Genomic DNA, 19,486 nt, shown 5'->3' with positions numbered 1-19,486 from the left:
CACCTGCCGACATCTCGGGTCCCCAGTTGTGGATAACGATCGTCACCTGCCGAGGATGAGCGCCATCGCCTCGGAACGGGTCTTGTCGCTGGTACGGAAGTCGCCGCGGACCGCCGACGTGACCGTCTTGGCCCCCGGCTTGCGTACGCCGCGCATCGTCATGCACAGGTGTTCGGCCTCGACGACCACGATGACCCCGCGCGGCTCCAGCACCCGCATGAGGGCGTCGGCGATCTGCGAGGTCATGCGCTCCTGCACCTGCGGACGGCGGGCGAAGACGTCGACCAGCCGGGCCAGCTTCGACAGCCCGGTCACCTGGCCCCGCTCGTTGGGGATGTAGCCCACGTGGGCCACGCCGTGGAAGGGCACGAGATGGTGCTCGCAGGTCGAGTAGACCTCGATGTCCCTGACCAGCACCATCTCGTCGTGATCGACGTCGAAGACCTTGTTGAGGACGTCCTCGGGCGCCTGACCGAGGCCGGAGAACTGCTCGGCCATCGCGCGGGCGACCCGGGCGGGCGTCTCGATCAGGCCGTCACGGTCGGGATCCTCGCCGATGCCGTAGAGGATCTCGCGTACGGCCTTCTCGATCCGCCCAAGGTCTACCTCGTGCTGCGTCACGCACTGTCCCCGGCCGGGAGGGCGTCCTGGTGGCCCGAGGTGAGCGAGCCGTTGCCCGACTGCTCCTTCGGGGTCAGGATCGGCGGGCGGTCGGACGGGAGCCGCTTGCCGTAGCCCGCGTAGGAGGGCCGGTGTTCCTTGACGATCACCGGAGCGAAGATCTGGAGGACCTGCTCGCGGGAGAGCGTCTCCTTCTCCATGAGCTCCAGCACCAGGTTGTCGAGCACGTCGCGGTACTCGACCAGGATGTCCCAGGCCTGGTCGTGCGCCGTCTCGATCATCCGGCGGACCTCCTCGTCGATGGAGGAGGCGATCTTCTCGGAGTAGTCGCGCTCGTGGCCCATCTCGCGGCCGAGGAAGACCTCGGCCTGGCCGCTGCCGAACTTACGGGCGCCGAGCTGCTCGCTCATGCCGTACTCGGTCACCATGCGGCGGGCGACCGCCGTGGCCTTCTCGATGTCGTTGGAGGCGCCGGTGGTGGGCTCGTGGAAGACGAGCTCCTCCGCCGCGCGGCCGCCGAGCAGCATCGCGAGCTGGTCCATCATCTCGGACCTGGTGGCCAGGAACTTGTCCTCCATCGGCAGCGTCATCGTGTAACCGAGGGCGCGGCCGCGGGACAGGATGGTGATCTTGTGGACCGGGTCGGAGTTGGGCAGCGCGTGCGCCACCAGAGCGTGACCGCCTTCGTGATAGGCGATCATCTTCTTCTCCTTGTCGGACATGACCCGCGACTTGCGCTCGGGCCCTGCCATGACACGGTCGATCGACTCCTCAAGGACGTCCATCGTGATCAGCTTCTGGTCGGCCCGCGCGGTGAGCAGGGCCGCCTCGTTGATCACGTTGGCCAGGTCGGCGCCGGTGAACCCGGGGGTGCGGCGCGCGATGACGTCGAGGTCGACGTCGGGCGCGAACGGCTTGCCACGACCGTGGACCTTGAGGATGCCCTTGCGGCCCTCCAGGTCGGGGCGGTCGACCGTGACCTGCCGGTCGAAACGGCCGGGACGCAGCAGCGCCGGGTCGAGGATGTCCGGCCGGTTGGTCGCGGCGATGAGGATCACGCCGCCCTTGACGTCGAAGCCGTCCATCTCGACGAGCAGCTGGTTGAGGGTCTGCTCGCGCTCGTCGTGACCGCCGCCCAGGCCGGCGCCGCGGTGGCGGCCGACGGCGTCGATCTCGTCGATGAAGATGATCGCGGGGGCGTTGGCCTTGGCCTGCTCGAACAGGTCACGCACACGCGAGGCGCCGACACCGACGAACATCTCGACGAAGTCGGAACCGGAGATCGAGTAGAAGGGCACGCCGGCCTCACCCGCGACCGCGCGGGCCAGCAGGGTCTTGCCGGTGCCGGGCGGGCCGTAGAGCAGCACGCCCTTGGGGATCTTGGCGCCGATCGCCTGGAACTTGGCCGGGGCCTGCAAGAACTCCTTGATCTCCTGGAGCTCCTCGATGGCCTCGTCAGCGCCGGCGACATCGGCGAACGTCGTCTTCGGGGTGTCCTTGGTGATGAGCTTGGCCTTCGACTTGCCGAAGTTCATCACCCGGGAGCCGCCGCCCTGCATCTGGTTCATGATGAACAGGAAGATCAGCACGATGATGACGATCGGCAGGAAGCTCACCAGGATGCTGAGCAGGAAGTTCTCCTGGGGCACCTCGGTGGTGAAGCTCTTCGTCTTGTTGGCGTCGACCTGGGCCTGCAGCTCGTCGGTCAGCTTCGCGCCGTAGCCGCTGACCCAGTTGGACTGGATCAGCTTCGCCGGGGCGTCGCCCGGCCTGACGACGACCGGCTTGATGAGGGTGAGCTCGACCCGGTTGTCCTTGTCGACCACTTTGGCGCTGGTGAAATTGCCGGCGCGAATCTGCTGGAGAACCGTGGACGTGTCGGCCTGCTTGAAATTGCCCCCGCCGCTCCAGAGCTGAGTGACGAGCAGGAGCAGCACGACGATGCCCAGGATCCACAGCAGTGGCCCACGTGTAAATCGCTTGAGATCCATCCGATGCGGAACCCCTTGCGGGCCCGTCCCTTCCTGACCATGGCCTGGAACCCCGGGCTGGCCCGGGGCCGCGGCATCCGACACCGCGACTTCTGACTACCCGAAGGGGACACGCGGTCACCCTTCCGGAGTCTGAAGGTACACCGGCACGGCGCGCGGAGGGACCCGCCCACTACACCGGTCTTGCCCTATCAACGTACGTCACGTTGCGCGATGTTCCCGGCCATGGCCAGGATTACTACTTATAAACGTGCGGGGCGAGCGTTCCGATGAACGGCAAATTCCGGTAGCGCTCCGCGTAGTCGAGCCCGTAGCCGATGACGAACTCGTTGGGAATGTCGAACCCGACGTATTTCACGTCCATCGGCACCTTCACCGCGTCCGGCTTGCGCAGCGCGGCGCAGATCTCCAGCGAGGCCGGATTGCGCGACTTCAGGTTTTCCAGCAGCCAGTGGAGAGTGAGACCGGAGTCGATGATGTCCTCGACGATCAGGACGTGGCGGTTCAAGATGTCGGTGTCGAGGTCCTTCAGCACCCGTACGACGCCGGACGACTTGGTGCCCGCGCCGTAGGACGACACCGCCATCCAGTCCATCTGAACGGGCACGTGCAGCGCCCTGGCCAGGTCGGCCATCACCATGACCGCGCCCTTCAGCACGCCCACGAGCAGGACGTCCTTGCCCGCGTAGTCCTCGTCGATGCGCCCGGCAAGCTCTTTGATCTTGGCCTGGAGCTCGTCCTCGGGGATGAGGACCTTCTCCAGGTCTGTGCCCATGTCGGCAGCGTCCACCTGTGGTTCCTTAAACGATGGGACTGATGGCGAGTATCAGGGTGCCATACCGCCGAACTGCGGACAGACCTCCGGGCAGATCGACCGCCTTCTGCCCGTGCCATTGTGTGACCAGCCGATCCACCGCAAGCACATGGGTGGCCGAAAGCGCCCCGGAGGGCGTTCCGGCCGCGATGGCCGCGCGCCGCAGCACCCTGCGCCGCACGGCGTCGGGCAGTTTCTCCAACTCCGGTACGGACAGGATGACGGACTCGGCGATATCGCTTAGAGCGCAATTCGGGAACGCCGATTCGGCCCACTGATCGAGGGCGTCGGCGTCCTCCCGGGCCATTCTGGCCGTCCTCGCGAGCGCTTCGGCGACCCCCGGGCCGAGTTCTTCGTCGAGCATCGGCAGGATCCGCTTCCTGACGCGGACGCGGGTGTAGCGGGGGTCGTCGTTGTGGGGGTCGTCCCAGGGGTGGAGGGACATCGCCCGGCAGGCGGCGACCGTCGTGGCCCTGGGCAGGTCGAGGAAGGGACGGCGGTAGCGGCCCGCCCGCGGGGCCATGCCGGAGATCGACCGCAGCCCGCTCCCCCTGGCCAGGCCCAGGAGCACGGTCTCGGCCTGGTCGTCGCGGGTGTGCCCGAGGAGGACGGCGGCGGCCTGGAGCCGGTCGGCCGCCTCGGCCAGAGCGGTGTACCTGGCCTCGCGGGCGGCGGCTTCCGGGCCGCCTTCGGTGCCCACGGTGACGGTGAGCACCTCGGAGGGGGCCAGGCCCATGGAGGCGGCCAGCTCGGCGACCTGCCGGGCCCGCTCGGCCGAGCCGGGCTGGAGCTGGTGGTCGACCGTGACCAGGCCCGCGCGCAGGCCGGCACGGGGGGCGACGAAGGCGAGGGCCGCCGCCAAGGCCAGGGAGTCGGCGCCGCCGCTGCAGGCGGCCAGGACCAGCGCGCCGGTGCCGCCGAGGTCGGCCAGCGCCTCGCGCACGGCCCTGCGCACGTCGGCTACGGCTGGATGGGGACCCACGAGGACCATTGTCCCGGCCGCCGGGCCCCGCCGCACGCGGCGACGGGCCCGGCGCGCGGGGCCTTCGGAAGAGGAACGAGGTCAGGCGGGGAGGGCGGGGGTGCCGATGACGCGGTGGACCCAGGCGTCCGGGTCGGCGATCTCGGCGGTCGTGGGCAGGGTCTCCGGGGAGGTCCAGACCTTGTTGAAGCCGTCCATGCCCACGCGGTCGACCACCGTGCGGACGAACGCCGCCCCCTCGGCGTACTGCTTCATCTTGACCTCGATGCCCAGCAGGCGCCGCACCGTGCGGTCGAGCCGGGAGCCGCCCTCGCGGCGCTGGGCGAACTTGGCGCGGATCTCCGAGACGGTCGGGACCACCGACGGGCCCACGGCGTCCATGACGAAGTCGCCGTGGCCCTCGACCAGGGTCATCACGGCCGTCAGACGGTCGAGGATCTCCTTCTGGGCGGGCGTCTGGATGGCGTCGATCAGGTTGCCCTCGCCGCCCCTGACCACGTCGGCCACCGTGTCGGCGGCGTTGCGCAGGCGGTCGAGCAGCGTGGGGAGGTCGAGGTCGGAGGCGAGCAGGAACTCCGTCATCTGCGACCGGACGTACTCGCGCAGCCAGGTCACGCCCGTGAACTGCACGCGGTGGGTCTCCTCGTGCAGGCACACCCACAGCCGGAAGTCGCGGGGCACGACGTTCATCTCGCGCTCGGCGTGGACGATGTTGGGCGCGACGAGCGTCAGCCTGCCGGTCGCCTCCTGGCCCGTCGGGTCGGGCGGCAGGAACAGCTCGTACTGGCCGAGCACCCGGGAGGCGAGGAAGGCGAGTACGGCCCCGACCTCCACGCCGGTGATGCGGGAGCCCACGGCGGTGACGATGGCGGGCGGCGGGTTGGCGCCGCTGCCCATGCGCTGGGTCAGCGGTTCGAGGACCACGCGGAAACCCTCGACGTTGGCCTTGATCCAGCCGGGCCGGTCGACGATGGTCGCGGGCTGCGGCGCGGTCTCGGTGTGGATCTTGGTGAACTCGCGCACGTGGCCCTCGGCCTCACGTGACAGCGTGCGGAGCTCGGTGACGGCCTGCCTGGCCTCCTCCTTGCTCACCTGAGGACCGGGGCGCACCAGGCGCGTGCCGGTCGTGACGGCCAGATCCCAGTCGATCACCTGCATACCGTCCACCGTACGTTGTTCTCGTCACGCCTGCGAAGAAGCGGCGTTCAGGATCGCGCGACGATCGCGGCGAGCCTGTCGAGCACGGGTTCGGCGTTCACCGGCACGTCGTCGGCCAGGAAGGCGAAGGTGACCAGCCGGCCGTCCTTGGTGGTGGCGAGGCCGGCCAGGGTGTTGACGTTGTTGAGCGTGCCGGTCTTGGCGCGTACGAGGCCGACCTGGCCCCTGCTGTCGGCGCGGGTGAAGCGCCGGCCGTTGCCGAGCGTGCCGGAGAAGCCGGCGATCGGCATGCCCGAGTCGACGGCCCGCAGCTCGGGGTGCTGGGCGGAGCTGGCGATGGCGATGACCCTGGCCATGGCGTCGGCGCTGACCCGGTTGCGGATGGACAGGCCGCTGCCGTCGGCGACGGCGACGCCCTTCGTCACGCCGAGCCGCCGCATCACCGCGAGCACGGCCTCCGCCGCCCCCGCGAACGACGCCTCCTTGCCCTCCTTGATGGCGACGTGCCTGGCCAGGGCCTCGGCCATGTCGTTGTCGCTGTGGGTCAGGGTGTGCTCGACCAGGGCGTACAGGGGGGCGGAGTCGACCTTGCCCAGCTCGGCGGCGCCCGCCGCGGCCTTCTCCTGGCGGATGTCCTTGGAGACGGTGACGCCGTACTTGGGGAGGAGCCGGGCGAAGGCGGCGGCGGCGGTCACGGCCGGGTCGGCCACGCGGGGCCGGGCGCCGGGGCGCTGGCGTCCCTCGTCGATGGCCAGGGCGTGGACGGGGGCCGCCTCGCCGTCGGGCACGTAGTTCGGCTTCCAGCCGGGCGCGATGGCCGGCCCGGTGAACAGGCTGTCGTCGTAGGAGAGCGTGACCTTCCTGACGCCCTTCGCCTTCAGCGTGGCGGCGGTGCGGGCGGCCAGGGTGGCGAGGGAGGCCTGCTTGGGGTAGCCGGGCTTCGCCGTCGGCCCGGCGAGCAGCGGGTCGCCGCCGCCCACCAGGACGATCGCGCCGGGCGCGCGGCCCTGGACGACGCGGGTGGAGAAGCGGGTGTCGGGGCCGAGCGAGGCGAGCGCCGCGGTGGTCGTGACGACCTTGTTCGTGGAGGCGGGGGTGATGCCCACGTCGGGGTTGGAGGCGAAGATCTGGCCGCCGGTCGCGGCGTCGAGCACGACCGCGCCGACCCGGCCGCCGAGCGCTTTGTCACCCAGCGCGTCGGTGAGCTGGCGCGTCAAAGTACTCTTAGTCGGGAGAGGTCCGTCTCCTGACGTCGCCGAAAGCTGGGCCAGCACAGGCCCCGAGGTGACCACGGGGGCGGGGGGGATTCCCCGAGGAGACGCCGTCGGCCCGATCGGTGACGGCTGCCTCGTCAGCGCTCCCAGGTTGAAGTCGCTGGTCATGGCGTAAACGCCGATGACGATCGTGACGATCTGGAGCACGGCGAGAGTGGCCAGCATCACCGTACGCTCGTGCCGCGCCACGTCGCCTGACCTCTCTCCTGGTGTTCGCCTACGAGACATTAACGCCCAGCCGGGACTTCCCGGGGGCCTTGAGCGGAGGAACCGCGGTGGAGTTCGACGTTGTCGTTGAGATTCCCAAGGGGCAACGGAACAAGTACGAAGTGGACCATGAGACCGGGAAGATCAGGCTGGACCGGCTCCTGTTCACCTCCACGCAGTACCCCGCCGACTACGGCTTCATCGAGCACACGCTCGGCGAGGACGGCGACCCGCTCGACGCGCTGGTGCTGCTCCAGGAGCCGACGTTCCCGGGGTGCTACATCACCTGCCGCGCGGTCGGCATGTTCCGGATGACCGACGAGAAGGGCGGCGACGACAAGGTCCTGTGCGTCCCCTCGACCGACCCCCGGATGCACCACATCCAGGACATCCACCACGTGTCGGAGTTCGACCGGCTGGAGATCCAGCACTTCTTCGAGGTCTACAAGGACCTTGAGCCCGGCAAGTCCGTCGAGGGCGCCAACTGGGTCGGCCGCATCGAGGCCGAGGCCGAGATCGAGCGCTCGTTCCAGCGGGCCAAGGACGCGGGTCACCACCACTGATCCTCACTGGGGCCTGGTGGCGCCCACCAGGTCCCCTCTCCAGATCGAGGCCACCCGCACGACGTCGCCGGTCTGCGGCGCGTGCACCATCTGGCCCTGGCCGACGTAGATGCCGACGTGGTGGATCGTCCCGGGGTCGTCGGTGATCCGGCCGAAGAACAGCAGGTCGCCGCGGCGCAGCTGGTCCAGCGGCACGTGCGGGCCGGAGGTCCACTGGGTCCCGGTCCAGTGGTCGAGGCGCACGCCCACCTGTTCCCAGGCACGCATCACGAGTCCGGAGCAGTCGTAGGTGTCGGGGCCGGCGGCGGCCCACACGTACGGCTTGCCGAGCTGGGTCAGCGCCCAGTTGGCGGCCAGGTTGCCGCCCGCCGAGCCCGCCGCGAGGCCGGCCGCGGACAGTGCCACCGTCCGCCGCCTGGCCAGCAGCTCGGCTCGGCTGCGGGCGGCGTTCACCCGCTGTTGCAGTTCCTTCCGTTCCAGGCGCAGGGTCCGCGTCTCGCGGCGCTGCCGGGCCACTGCCGCCTCCGCGGCGAGCTTCGCCCGCCGGGCGCGCTCCGAGGCCGCCTGCTGGGTGTCGTAGGCGTTCTGTGCCTGCTTGCCCAGGATGGTGGCCACCTCCTGGGCGTCGCGCATCCTGCGCAGGATCTCAGACCGCTCGTCGCCAAGGTGGTCGAGCACGCTCGCCCGGTGCAGGAAGCCGTCCGTGCCGCCTTCGTCGATGAGCATGCCGACCATGGGGTCCACGGCCGTCATGCCGCCATAGCTCTCCGCCGCGAGCAGGGCGACGGCCTGCCGGGCCCGCTCGGCCTCGGCGCCGGCCGCCGTCTGCCGCTCCTTGGCCTGCGCGTACGCCTGTTCGGCCACCCGGAGCCGGACCAGCTCGCCGTTGTACGCCTCCACCTGCCGTTCCACGCCGGCCGCCAGCTCGTCCAGCCGGGACTGGGCCACCGCCAGCCCGGCACTGGCCACCCCCAGCTCCTTCGACCGGTGGCGGGCGGTCTCGCGCGCCTTCTTCACGTCCCTGGCCGACGGCACGGGGTCGGCCGCCACCGGCGGACACAAGGTGAAAAGCAGGGCGCACGCCAGGAGTCCGGCCCGAATTGAGCGCATAAGTCCCCCTGAAAACAGATGGTTACTCTATGCACACAGTTCCCGCGCGTGCGCTCACGTAACGTAGTCAGCGCAGGCGGAACAGGCGTTCGATCCACGGACGGATGCCGGCGACCGCCGGACGCGCGGCTCTCGGGTACGTGAAAACGGGCGGCCGGCCGCCGTACGCGGCGTGCAACTCGGCCGCCTTGCACCAGTCGGCGGTCACCCGGCCCGTGGCCCACGCCGCCGCGATGGCCGGCCTGGCCTCGGGATGCCGGTCGTAGGTCTGGAACAGGGTCATCGTGGCGTCGGCGGCCGCGTGCCCGTCACCCGGGTACGCGGTGCCCGCCAGGTAGGCGGCGGTGACCCGGCCGCCGTGGCAGGTGTCGAGCACCCAGGTCCAGTTGGCCGTCACCAGGCCGAGCACGGGATCGGGAACGGCGGCTGCGGCGCCGTACATGCGTTCCTGGCGGGGGCCGGTCAGGCGGCGGGCGTCCCAGAGCCAGTCGAGCTCGTCCGGCTGCGGGCCCCCGGCCAGCCACGACAGGACGGCCAGGCCGCGCGCGGTGCGCAGGCGGCACAGGTCGAGCACGTGGCGCAGCATGCGCGGGCCATGGTCGAGCCAGGTCGGCCAGTCGACGCGGTGACCTCTCGGCACCAGCTCGGCCACCCTCCGCGGGACGGGCAGCGGGCAGACCCGGCAGCCTAAGTGCGGGTCCTGGCGCACCTCGAACGCCTCCACGGCCCGCTCAGCCGCTCTCGACCGGCGTGACGGGCTCCTCGGTGGGGGTGCGCGTGGGAGGGTGCGTGGGCGCGGGGGTCGCCGTCTCGGAGGGCGTGGTGGTCGGCGCGGGCGTCTCGGTGGGGGTCGGGGTCGGGGTGGGCACGGGCGGCGTGCGGCTGGGAGGACGCGTTCCCGGCTCGCCGTGGGGCGGACGGCCCGGCTCGCCGTGCGGCGGATGACCGGGCTCCCCGTGCGTCGGCCGGCCGGGCTCGCCGTACGTCGGACCGGGGGGCTCGACCTGGGTCGGGCCGTCGGGGGGCGTCGGCTGCGGCTCGGCGGGCTCGGGGGCGGTGGGCTCGCCGGGCGGCGTGGTGACGTGCGCGGTCACGTGCGCGGGCACGAGCAGGGCCGGCGGCACGGGCGTCGCCGAGCCGAGCAGGCCGAACGGCTCGGGGGCGGCGCTGTCGAGGATGGGCTCTACGGTCAACGACACGTCCTGGGGGTCGGGCTGCCAGGGCAGTCTGATGCCGGGCGGCTCACCCGTGGCGGGGAACGCCGCGGTCGCCACCCCGGCGAGACCGCCGTTGTCCTTGCCGAACTGGTTGAAGATCACCGCTATCGCCACCACGGTCGCGACCGCCGCCAGCGCGCCCGCCACCGCCTGAGGCCACCTTCGAGCCGCCTTCTGCGTGGGAACGGGAAACCCGGCGGCGTCCAGGGAGGCCGTACGCCTGGCGACGTAACGGCGGTAGGGCAGCAGCTCAGGGTCGACGAAGCAGCTCATGACCCTGATGCGCAGCGCGTCGGGGAGCGCGGCGGCGGGCAGCAGCCGGTAGACCTTGGCGGCCGAGACCTGGCGGTCGCGGTGGGGGGCGCAGACCTCGCAGCGGGCGACGTGCCTGACCAGGGCCTCGCGCATCTCTCTGGTGAGGTCGCCGGAGAAGCCGGCGAGGATCCGGGCGCGGCGGGGGCAGTCGTAGGGGCCTTTGCGCGCCAGGATCTCGGCGGTGATCGCGTCGGTCAGGCGCTCGCGGGCCTGCGCCTGGGCCTGTTCGACCTGGCGCGGCGGGATCGCGAGCACCTGGGCCAGGTCGGCGGTGGGGAGCTCGTGGCCGGTCGCCAGCTCCAGCACCTCGCGGTCGGCGACGGGCAGGCTGACGACGGCGTTCCAGGCCATGATCCGCAGGTCGGCGTCGGCCGGGTCGTCCGGTGGCGGCGCCTCGGCCAGGGCCTCGTCGGCGCCGGGCGGCGCGGCCATCCTGCGGCGCAGGCATTCGAGCCGGGCGAGGGCGAGCAGCCAGACCCGGAACCTGTCGGGCTGGGTCAGCGCGCCCGCGTGCGCCTCGGCGGCGATCAGCGTGTCGCGCAGCGCCACCTGCGCGCTCTCGGTGTCGAGGAGGAGGGACCAGCAGTAGCGGTAGACGCTCTCCGCGTGGGTGTCGTAGAGCGCGGCGAGGGCTCCCGGGTCACGGGTGCGGAGCGCCTCCACCAGGACGCGGTCATTCATGTAACCGAAGGTAATGGATCGGTAACTAGTAGTTCTACCGGTTCCGCCGCTTGTCTACCGCGACCCCGCGAATTCACCAACCCTTATCATGACTAATACCGATTATTGCTTTACTCCGGCCATCGCCTCGCTCCCCCGGTCCACCGCGAACGGCTCGGTGGTGGGCTTGATCGTGTGCATCGGGATCGCGCCGCCCATCGCCAGATCCTCGTACGGGCGGCCGGTCGAACCCCAGGTCCTCGCGGTGACGTCGGTCTTGGTGACCTTGATGTCCTTGGGCAGTCCGGCCACGGTGAGGATGAACCGGGGCGGGCTGCCGGCCTTCACGTCGTCCACGAAGGTGCTGCCGCCGCCGAGGAGTTTGCCTGCCGAGTCGCGCAGCAACGCGTTCACGACGAGGCTGCTCGCCGGCAATTGATACGGATTCCCGACATATCCAGTAATAAGGTAGGAGCCGTCTTTTTGGCGCATTGTCTGGACGCGCGTGATCGGGAACGACTGGAACGCCGACGGGATGCGCGCGGCCGACCGCCACTGCGCCGGACGGTACTGGATGGTCACCTTGACCGGTTTCTCGGCGGCCGACGCCTGGCCGGTGAAGGCCAGGGAGCCGCCCGGCGGCACGGCGTCGAGCGGCTGGTCCATGCGCACCACCTCGGTGCCGGCGGCGTCGCGGCCCACGATGGTGGCCACCACGTGCTCGCCGAAGTGCCACGGGTTGGCGTTGCTGAGCACGCCCGCCCAGTTGACGGCGTAACCGTCGGCGGACTTGGCGATGTTCGAGACCTGCTCCTTGAGAACGAGCGGCTTGAGCGATTGGGCTGGCTGGTCCTCACTTGAACAACTGGCGAGGCAGATCGCCCCGAGTGCGAGGAGGCTGACGGTTCGGCTACGCGGGATCACTTTGCCGTGATAACCCGTGCATGGGCACGGCTGGCAGATGACACGCGCCGGGCGTACCAACTCTTTAACGGCGGCGGACGACCCTGGTCTCGTCCCACACCGGCTCGGGCGACTCGTAGACCGTGCCGTCGGAGCCGAAGACCAGGAAACGGTCGAAGTCGGCGGCGAACCAGCGGTCGTGGGTGACCGCCATGACCGTGCCGTCGAACGCGTCGAGGCCCACCTGGAGCGCCTCGGCGCTGGCCAGGTCGAGGTTGTCGGTCGGCTCGTCGAGCAGGAGCAGCGTGGCGCCCGACAACTCCAGCAGCAGGATCTGCAGCCGGGCCTGCTGGCCGCCGGACAACGTGTCGAACCGCTGCTCGGCGATCAGCCCGGCCAGCTCGTAGCGGGCCAGCGTCTTCATGGCCTCGTTCTTGAGCTTGGCGTGCTCGTTCATCACGATCTCTACCGGAGTGCGGCCGAGCAGCTCGGGGCGGGCGTGGGTCTGGGCGAAGTGCCCAGGCACCACGCGTGCGCCGAGCCTGGCCACGCCCGCGTGCGTGACGGGCTCGCCGGCCAGCAGGCGCAGGAAGTGGGACTTGCCCGAGCCGTTGGAGCCGAGGACGGCGACGCGCTCGCCGTACCAGATCTCCAGGTCGAACGGGCGCATGAGGCCGGTCAGCTCCAGGCCCTCGCAGATGACCGCGCGCTTGCCGGTGCGGCCGCCGCGCAGCCGCATCTTGATGTTCTGGTCGCCGGGGGCCTGCTCGGGCGGGCCCGCCTCGACGAACCTGCGCAGCCGCGTCTGGGCCGCGTGGTACGGGGCGGCCATGCCGTCGTTGTACCTGGCCTTGTTCTTCAGCATGTTGACCAGGGCCTTGAGCTTGGCGTGCTCTTCGTCCCAGCGCCTGCGCAGCTCGTCGAGCCGCTCGTTGCGGGCCTTGCGGGCCTCGCCGTAGGTGGCGAAGCCGTCGCCGTGGATCCAGATGTTGCCGGACTCGACCGTGACGATGCGGTCGGCGGCGTTGGCGAGGAGCTGACGGTCGTGGCTGACCAGCAACACGGTCTTGGACGTCTCCCTGAGCTGCTGCTCCAGCCACTCCTTGCCGGGCACGTCGAGGTAGTTGTCGGGCTCGTCGAGCAGCAGGGTCTGGTCGGGGCCGCGCAGCAGCGCCTCCAGGACGAGCCGCTTCTGCTCGCCGCCGGACAGGGTGGCCACGTCGCGGTACTTCACCCGGTCGTACGGGACGCCGAGGGCGGCGACCGTGCAGGTGTCCCAGAGCACCTCGATCTCGTAGCCGCCGGCGTCGGTGTAGTCGCTGATGGCCTGCGCGTAGCGCATCTGCGTCTTCTCGTCGTCGCGCTCCATCATCACCAGCTCGGCCGCGTCGAGCCGCTCGGCCGCCTGCCGCACGGCCGGCGGGGCGACGCCGAGCAGCAGGTCGCGGACGTTGCTGCCGTCGCGCACGCTGCCGATGAACTGGCGCATCACGCCCAGCCCGCCGGAGCTGGTCACGGCGCCCTCGACAGGCTCCAGGTCACCGGCGACCAGGCGCATGAGGGTGGTCTTGCCCGCGCCGTTGGGCCCGACGAGCGCCGCCTTGACACCGTCGCCGATCCGGAAGGAGACGTCGTTGAGCAGGGGCCTGCCGTCGGGCAGCACGTACGTCAGATGTCCTACTTCAACGTGGCCCATCCGGGCAGGTTACCGGCCGTCTTCCGTGGTCGGCACCCGGTTTTCGGCCCGGCGATCTCCGGACTCTAGACAGTAAGTGATCTAATGACTAGAACTGTAGGGACTCCCCAGCCCCTTAGGAACCGGTGATGACGCGATTCCGCTCCTCCCTCGCCCCCCTCGCCGTCGCGGTGCTCGGCCTGATCGCCGTTCCGCAGCAGGCGTGGGCCGCGCCGCCCAAGCCCGTGCCGCCGTCGATCGGCGCGACGCAGCAGCCGTCCGGTCCGGTCTCGGCGTGCGCGCCCACCGTACGCGGCGCTTCCGTCGACGCCCGGCTGACCAGCCTGTTCACCTCGTACGGCGACGACAACAGCCGCCTGGACGACTGGACGGGAGCCGACGGCACCTACTCGCTGCGGCTGCCGAACGGCCGCGAGTTGTGGGTGTTCTCCGACACCTTCCTCGGCCGGGTCAACCCCGACGGGTCCAGGCCGCCCGTCGTCGAGGAGGGCGGCACGACCGTCTTCCTGAACAACTCCTTCGCCGTCGAGCGGAACGGGCGGCTGTCCACGGTCCACGACGGCACGGCCGCCAAGCCCGAGGCCGTGATGCCGCCCCGGGACGACAAACACTGGTTCTGGGCCGGGGACGCCACGCTGGCGGGCGGCGTCGTCGAGGTGACGTACCAGGAGTACGAGCGGTTCGGCACCGGCGCGTGGGACTGGCGCTGGCACCGCAACGTGGTGGCCAGGTTCGCACCCGGCCGGCTCGACCAGCCGATCAGCGTGCACGACCTGCCCTCGGGCCACGGCGTCTCCTGGGCCTCCGGCATCCTGAAGGACGGCGGCTACACCTACGTGTACGGCGTCGAGGACCTGGGCGCGACCAAGTACATGCACCTCGCCCGGGTCAGGGGCCAGAGCCTGCTGGGCGCCTGGGAGTTCCGTACGGCCGACGGCTCCTGGTCGCCGGACGAGAAGGACTCGGCCCGGATCATGGGCGGGGTGGCGAACGAGTACAGCGTCTCCCGGGTCGGATCCGGATATGTCCTGATCACGCATGACACGACCGAAGCGCTCAGCCCCAACATCGTGGCCTACTCCTCCTGCTCGCCCACCGGCCCCTTCACCGGCAAGCAGCACGTCTACACCACCCCCGAGACCAGCGGGAACGTCTTCACCTACAACGCCCACGCCCACCCCGACGTCGCCGGGAACGGCCTGGTGGTCTCCTACAACGTCAACAGCTTCGTCAACACCGACCACTACCGCGACGTGTCCATCTACCGGCCAAGGTTCCTGGATGTGACGTTCGAGTGAGGCGTAACTGGGCGGCGCGCCTGCGGCACCTCACCCTCGACGGGCTGCGGGCGGTCACGCTGGAGAACGAGCGGTTGCGCGTGACCGTCGTGCCGGACAAGGGCGGGGACGTGGTGGAGTTCCTCCACAAACCCACCGACACCGACTTCGTCTGGCTCTCGCCGCAGGGCCTGCGGGATCCGCGCGACCACCGTCACGGCGCGGCCGACGACGTCGCCCAGTTCGTCGACCACTACGAGGGCGGCTGGCAGGAGGCCTTCCCCAACGGCGGCGCGCCCAGCGAGTACCGGGGCGCCCGCCTCGCCCAGCACGGCGAGGTCGCCGGGCTGCCGTGGTCGTGCGAGGTCGTGGCCGACTCCGAGGAGGAGGTCGCGGTGCGGCTCGGCGTACGGACGCGGCGGTTGCCGTACCGGGTGGAGAAGGTGTTCAGGCTCCGCTCTGGGACGGCCGCGCTGGAGGTCGAAGGGCGGGCGACCAACGAGTCGGACCTCACGCTGCACGCCATGTGGGGGCAGCACATCGTCTACGGGCTGCCGTTCCTGCGGGCCGGGGCGCGGATCCGGCTGCCCGAGGGGGTCAGGGTGATCCCGCACGCGGGCCCGATCAACCCGGCAGGGCGCCGGGTGCGGCCCGGCGGGCCGTGGCGGTGGCCGGTGGTGCCCGCCGACGGGGGCGGGGAGACGGATCTGAGCGTGGTGCCGGAGCGGGGCGGGCCGAGCGACATCGTCTACCTCACAGGATTCACCGAGGGTTGGTACGAAATTTCGGGGGATATCGGTATGCGGGTGGAGTGGGATGCGGCGCTCCTCCCCTACCTGTGGATGTGGCAGGAGCTCGGCGCGTCCACCGGTTACCCCTGGTGGGGCCGGGCCTACACGCTGGGGCTCGAACCGTTCGCCGGCATGCCGACCGACGGCCTGGCCGCCGCCGTGGACAACGGGAGCGCCCTGTCGCTCGGACCGCACGAGACGAAGGTGTTGAGTTGGCGCGCGGAGGTGCTGGCGTGAGTGAGTTTTCCGGGAAGGTGGCGCTGGTCACCGGCGGGTCCATGGGCATCGGCCGGGCGGTGGTCGACCGGCTGGCCGACGGCGGCGCGAACGTGGTGTTCTGCGGCGTGGACGAGGACGCGGCGCTCGACAGCGAGCACGTGACCGGCGTCGTCGCCGACGTACGCCGGGCCGGCGACCTGCGCGACCTCGTGGACCTGGCCGTGACCAGGTACGGCGGCCTCGACATCGTCGTCACCTGCGCCGGCGTGCAGCGCTACGGCACGGTCGAGGACACCCCCGAGGAGGTGTGGGACGAGGTCATGGACATCAACCTCAAGGGCGTCTACCTCACCTGCAAGGCGGCCGTGCCGAGGCTCAGGGAGCGCGGCGGCGGCTCGATCGTGGTCATGTCGTCGGTGCAGGCGTTCTCCTCGCAGGCGCAGGTGGCCGCCTACACCGCGAGCAAGGCCGCGCTGAACGGCCTGACCAGGGCCATGGCTCTCGACCACGCGGCCGACGGGATCAGGGTCAACGTGGTCTGCCCCGGCTCGGTGGACACCCCCATGCTGCGCTGGGCGGCCGACCTGTGGCGGGGCGAGTTGTCGCAGGAGGAGCAGGTCGAGCAGTGGGGCAAGGCCCATCCGCTGGGCCGCGTGGGCCGTCCGGAGGAGGTGGCCGAGCTGGTGGCGTTCCTGGCGGGGCCGCGCTCGTCGTTCATCACCGGGGCCGAGCACCGCGTGGACGGGGGTCTGCTGGCCCGAAACCCGGCGGCGCTCCCCGACTAGGTCGAGTAAGTCCCCAGTCGCCGCCCAATCCTGGCAAGCGTTGCGTCAATGCGACGAAGTGCCAGGTGGTGAGCCTGGTAACCAGGTTCTCTGCGTGTCTCATGAGGGTGGGTCCCGAGCCCCCTCCCAACACGCTGAACGGGTTCCGAAACGACTCACCGATCTAGGAGAGACCTGTGAGGCTCACCAAGAAGGCCGCCGCCATCGTCGCCGCGGCCGCGCTGTTCACCGTGGTCGTCCCGGCTGCCGCCGCGGAGGCCAGCCCGCGTTCGACCTGTTACGGCGGCCGCGTCTGCCTGTACGCCGGTTTCGACTACAACCGAGGCCAGAGCGACCACTGGCGCGACTTCACGGCCGACGACTCCGACCTGGCCGACAACAACTGGCTGAACTGGGACTTCAGCAACACCTGGCACAGCATGGACAACGAGACCAGCTCGGTCAGGAACCGCGTCGGCTGCAGCACCACCCTCTGGCAGCACGCCGAGTACACCGGTGCCCACAGCACCTTCACCCACAACTCCAACGACGGTTACCTGGTGAACAACGCCATCGGCAACAACCGCACCAGCTCGATCGACATCTGGTGCCGCTGAGAAATAACGGGAGTGCCGGTTTCCGGGCTTGGCCGCCGGAAACCGGCTGTCGTGGGCTCCTCGCGGGCGCGCTGCTGCTGTCCGTCGCGGCCTGCGCCACCGCCGAGCCCGTACGCGAACGGCCCCCGGCGGGCGTGACCTCGGTGTCGCAGCTCGTGTTGCCGTTCGACGCCTACAAGCCGACTCCCGAGCAGCAGGCCGTCCTGGGCAACGCCCACAACCACCTGGTCGTACGGTGCATGAGCCGCCGCGGCCTCACCGTCACCCCACCCGCCGAGAACGCCGCCGACCTGGCCGCGATCGACCCGGGCAACTCCCGCCGCTACGGCGTCGTGGACACCGCCGCCGCCCAGCGGTACGGCTACCACCTGGCCAGGCCGCCGTCCCCGGACACCAGCGGTTCCTGGATCAACAAACTGCCCAAGCACACCCGCCACCGCCTGTACGGCACCGCGGCCGACCGCGGTTGCCTCGACCGTGCCTCCTCCGCCCTGGAGAGCGGCACCCGCAAGGCCGACTGGCCCTGGCTGGGCCTCCAGGACTCGCTCACGCTGGAGCAGGCCGCCAAGCACGGCGGCGTGACCGCGGCGACCAGGCGCTGGCAGTCGTGCATGACCCAGGCCGGGCACTCCTACCCGGATCCCGAGGCGGCCATCGCCGACTCGCGCTGGGACCTGGAGAAGCCGCGTGTGAGCGAGGAGGAGAAGCAGACGGCCGTCGCCGACACGACCTGCAAGTGGTCGTCGGGCCTGGTCGCCGCCTGGTTCACGGCCGACGCCGAGCTTCAGCGGGCGATCATCCGGGACAACCGCGACCGCTTCGACGCGCTGGCGGCGAGCCTGCGGGAGCGGCTGGCACGCGCCTCAAGCCTGCTGTCCGAGCACGAAGGCCGCCAGGTCGGCTGACTGGCTCAGCCTGCTGGGCTCGTGCACGTACATCATGTGGCCGGCCTCGTAGTACTTGAACTCGACGTTGGCCGCCAGCTCGGCGGGCACGGGCAGGTGGGCGAAGGCGTGCTCGGCGGCGTAGTAGGGCGTGGCGCCGTCGTGGTAGCCGCAGGCCACGTGCACGCGCAGGTGCGGGTTGGTCCGCATGGCGGCGCCGAGCCGGTCGGTCACGATGACGTGCGCGCCCTCGAACTCCTTGTACGACCACGGGTGCACCCGCGAGGTGAGGATCTCGTACGGCAGGTCGTTGGCGTAGCCCAGCTCGGTCCGCAGGTAGTGGTTGAGCGCGGCGCTGTAGGGGCCGGTGATGGCGTTCATGCTCGGGTCGGCGGTGAAGTGCTCGCGCCCGCTGTCGGGGTCCCAGCCGGTGAAGCGGCCGTCGAGCCTGCCGACGGTAAGGCGGCGCTCGCGCAGCAGCTCGGTGAAGAAGCGGATGTGCTCGATGCGCAGGTCCACGCGGTCGACGTAGCCCTCGGACAGGCCGGACAGCGCGGCGACCCTGGAGACCGCGGTGGCGCGCTCGGCGGGGGTCAGGCGGTTGCCGCGGGCCAGGGCCCAGGGGTAGTCGCGGGCGGCGTACTCCTCGGCCTCGCGCAGCACGTCGGCGAGCGGCCGGTCGCCATGCAGCCCGTGATAGTGCGCGATGGCGGCATATGTCGGTAGATAGAGGGCGTAGGCCAGGTCGTTGCCCTCGTTGAACTCCACGGTCGCGTAGTCGAGCACCGAGGAGATCAGCATCACGCCGTTGAGGTACATGCCGTACCGCGACTGGAGGTGGTCGGCCAGCCCGGCCGCCCTGACCGTGCCGTACGACTCGCCGGCCAGGAATTTCGGCGACATCCACCGCGCGTTCCTGGTCGTCCAGAGCCGGATCACCTCGCCGACCGACTCCAGGTCGCCGCTGAACCCGTGGTACGGCTCGGCCTTCTCCCCCTCGGCCGCCCGCGAGTAGCCGGTGGACATCGGGTCGATGACGACCAGGTCGCTCACCTTGAGCAGGGTCTCGTCGTTGTCGGCGAGCGCGTACGGGGGAGGCAGGAGCCCGCCCGCGTCCCCCATCACGACCCGGCGCGGCCCGAGGATGCCGAGGTGCAGCCACACGCTCGACGACCCGGGGCCGCCGTTGAAGGCGAACGTGACCGGTCTGGTCAGCGGGTCGGCGTCGTCGAGCGTGTAGGAGGTGAGGAACACCTCGGCCTTCGGGCGGTGGCCGCCGAACGCCCCGTCCGTGAACACCTCCTCGCGCACCACCATGGTTCCGGTGGTCGCGGTGTACCCCTGGCCGGTGGGCAGGGTGTGCCGGGTGGTGACGAGGTTGTCGGCGGGCGGGGTCGTCTGCGCTTCTTCGGACATAGCGGCC

18 protein-coding genes are annotated in these 19,486 nt (G+C 70.7%); 6 read left to right on the top strand and 12 right to left on the bottom strand.

The genetic code is table 11. The features are described from left to right. Positions 1-42: 42 nt before the first annotated feature. The 6 genes from folE to dacB all read right to left on the bottom strand — a co-directional run bounded on the left by folE (position 43) and on the right by dacB (position 6,783). Positions 43-621: a GTP cyclohydrolase I FolE gene (folE, locus tag IEZ27_RS46380; protein WP_125641742.1), complete on the bottom strand. Its 579-nt coding sequence runs from the start codon at positions 619-621 to the stop codon at positions 43-45. Continuing rightward, positions 618-2,612 (bottom strand): ATP-dependent zinc metalloprotease FtsH, encoded by a 1,995-nt coding sequence (gene ftsH, locus IEZ27_RS46375; RefSeq protein WP_189653085.1) that lies wholly within the window; start codon positions 2,610-2,612, stop codon positions 618-620. The genes folE and ftsH overlap by 4 nt, the downstream gene beginning before the upstream one ends. A 238-nt stretch (positions 2,613-2,850) precedes the next feature. Beyond that, entirely contained in the window at positions 2,851-3,402 is a 552-nt protein-coding gene (gene hpt, locus IEZ27_RS46370) for a hypoxanthine phosphoribosyltransferase (RefSeq protein ID WP_229824966.1), read from the bottom strand. A 10-nt stretch (positions 3,403-3,412) separates the two neighbouring features. Beyond that, entirely contained in the window at positions 3,413-4,417 is a 1,005-nt protein-coding gene (gene tilS, locus IEZ27_RS46365) for a tRNA lysidine(34) synthetase TilS (protein WP_189653084.1), read from the bottom strand. Positions 4,418-4,489: 72 nt separating this feature from the next. Continuing rightward, the gene (locus tag IEZ27_RS46360) at positions 4,490-5,566 is read right to left on the bottom strand and encodes a zinc-dependent metalloprotease (RefSeq protein WP_189653083.1); all 1,077 of its coding nucleotides are present in this window, start codon (positions 5,564-5,566) and stop codon (positions 4,490-4,492) included. 47 nt (positions 5,567-5,613) lie between these two features. Continuing rightward, positions 5,614-6,783 (bottom strand): D-alanyl-D-alanine carboxypeptidase/D-alanyl-D-alanine endopeptidase, encoded by a 1,170-nt coding sequence (gene dacB, locus IEZ27_RS46355; RefSeq protein ID WP_229824965.1) that lies wholly within the window; start codon positions 6,781-6,783, stop codon positions 5,614-5,616. A 332-nt stretch (positions 6,784-7,115) separates the two neighbouring features. On the opposite strand from dacB, the gene IEZ27_RS46350 reads away from it, so the two are divergent. Further along, positions 7,116-7,610 (top strand): inorganic diphosphatase, encoded by a 495-nt coding sequence (locus tag IEZ27_RS46350; protein ID WP_125641754.1) that lies wholly within the window; start codon positions 7,116-7,118, stop codon positions 7,608-7,610. A gap of 3 nt (positions 7,611-7,613) precedes the next feature. On the opposite strand, the gene IEZ27_RS46345 is transcribed toward IEZ27_RS46350, so the two are convergent. The 5 genes from IEZ27_RS46345 to IEZ27_RS46325 form a co-directional block, all read right to left on the bottom strand. Continuing rightward, on the bottom strand, positions 7,614-8,660 hold the full coding sequence (locus tag IEZ27_RS46345; protein WP_229824964.1) for a C40 family peptidase: 1,047 nt from the start codon (positions 8,658-8,660) through the stop codon (positions 7,614-7,616). A gap of 127 nt (positions 8,661-8,787) precedes the next feature. Next, entirely contained in the window at positions 8,788-9,444 is a 657-nt protein-coding gene (locus IEZ27_RS46340; RefSeq protein WP_189653081.1) for a hypothetical protein, read from the bottom strand. 7 nt (positions 9,445-9,451) lie between these two features. Beyond that, positions 9,452-10,933, bottom strand: coding sequence for a hypothetical protein (locus IEZ27_RS46335; protein ID WP_189653080.1), 1,482 nt, complete (start codon positions 10,931-10,933; stop codon positions 9,452-9,454). 102 nt (positions 10,934-11,035) lie between these two features. Continuing rightward, the gene (locus IEZ27_RS46330) at positions 11,036-11,836 is read right to left on the bottom strand and encodes a hypothetical protein (protein ID WP_189653079.1); all 801 of its coding nucleotides are present in this window, start codon (positions 11,834-11,836) and stop codon (positions 11,036-11,038) included. A gap of 64 nt (positions 11,837-11,900) precedes the next feature. Continuing rightward, a complete protein-coding gene (locus tag IEZ27_RS46325; protein WP_189653078.1) occupies positions 11,901-13,511 on the bottom strand; it encodes an ABC-F family ATP-binding cassette domain-containing protein in 1,611 nt (536 codons plus the stop codon). 128 nt (positions 13,512-13,639) lie between these two features. Between IEZ27_RS46325 and IEZ27_RS46320 the strand changes: the two genes are divergently transcribed. The 5 genes from IEZ27_RS46320 to IEZ27_RS46300 all read left to right on the top strand — a co-directional run bounded on the left by IEZ27_RS46320 (position 13,640) and on the right by IEZ27_RS46300 (position 18,084). Then, a complete protein-coding gene (locus tag IEZ27_RS46320; protein WP_189653077.1) occupies positions 13,640-14,809 on the top strand; it encodes a DUF4185 domain-containing protein in 1,170 nt (389 codons plus the stop codon). Then, positions 14,806-15,816: a DUF4432 family protein gene (locus tag IEZ27_RS46315; RefSeq protein ID WP_189653076.1), complete on the top strand. Its 1,011-nt coding sequence runs from the start codon at positions 14,806-14,808 to the stop codon at positions 15,814-15,816. Before IEZ27_RS46320 ends, IEZ27_RS46315 begins: the two co-directional genes overlap by 4 nt. Beyond that, on the top strand, positions 15,813-16,583 hold the full coding sequence (locus IEZ27_RS46310; RefSeq protein WP_189653075.1) for an SDR family NAD(P)-dependent oxidoreductase: 771 nt from the start codon (positions 15,813-15,815) through the stop codon (positions 16,581-16,583). The genes IEZ27_RS46315 and IEZ27_RS46310 overlap by 4 nt, the downstream gene beginning before the upstream one ends. A 176-nt stretch (positions 16,584-16,759) precedes the next feature. Next, positions 16,760-17,179 (top strand): peptidase inhibitor family I36 protein, encoded by a 420-nt coding sequence (locus tag IEZ27_RS46305; protein WP_189653074.1) that lies wholly within the window; start codon positions 16,760-16,762, stop codon positions 17,177-17,179. Beyond that, positions 17,170-18,084, top strand: coding sequence for a hypothetical protein (locus IEZ27_RS46300; protein WP_189653073.1), 915 nt, complete (start codon positions 17,170-17,172; stop codon positions 18,082-18,084). Before IEZ27_RS46305 ends, IEZ27_RS46300 begins: the two co-directional genes overlap by 10 nt. On the opposite strand, the gene IEZ27_RS46295 is transcribed toward IEZ27_RS46300, so the two are convergent. Further along, entirely contained in the window at positions 18,043-19,479 is a 1,437-nt protein-coding gene (locus IEZ27_RS46295; protein ID WP_189653072.1) for a S10 family peptidase, read from the bottom strand. The two genes, IEZ27_RS46300 and IEZ27_RS46295, sit on opposite strands and share 42 nt — an antisense overlap. Between the last annotated feature and the right edge of the window lie 7 nt (positions 19,480-19,486).

Origin of the sequence: Nonomuraea spiralis, assembly GCF_014648435.1 — a bacterium.
GTDB classification, from domain to species: Bacteria; Actinomycetota; Actinomycetes; order Streptosporangiales; family Streptosporangiaceae; genus Nonomuraea; species Nonomuraea spiralis.
Note: the sequence above shows the minus strand (reverse complement) of the source record. Positions and strands in the feature narration are given on the sequence as shown.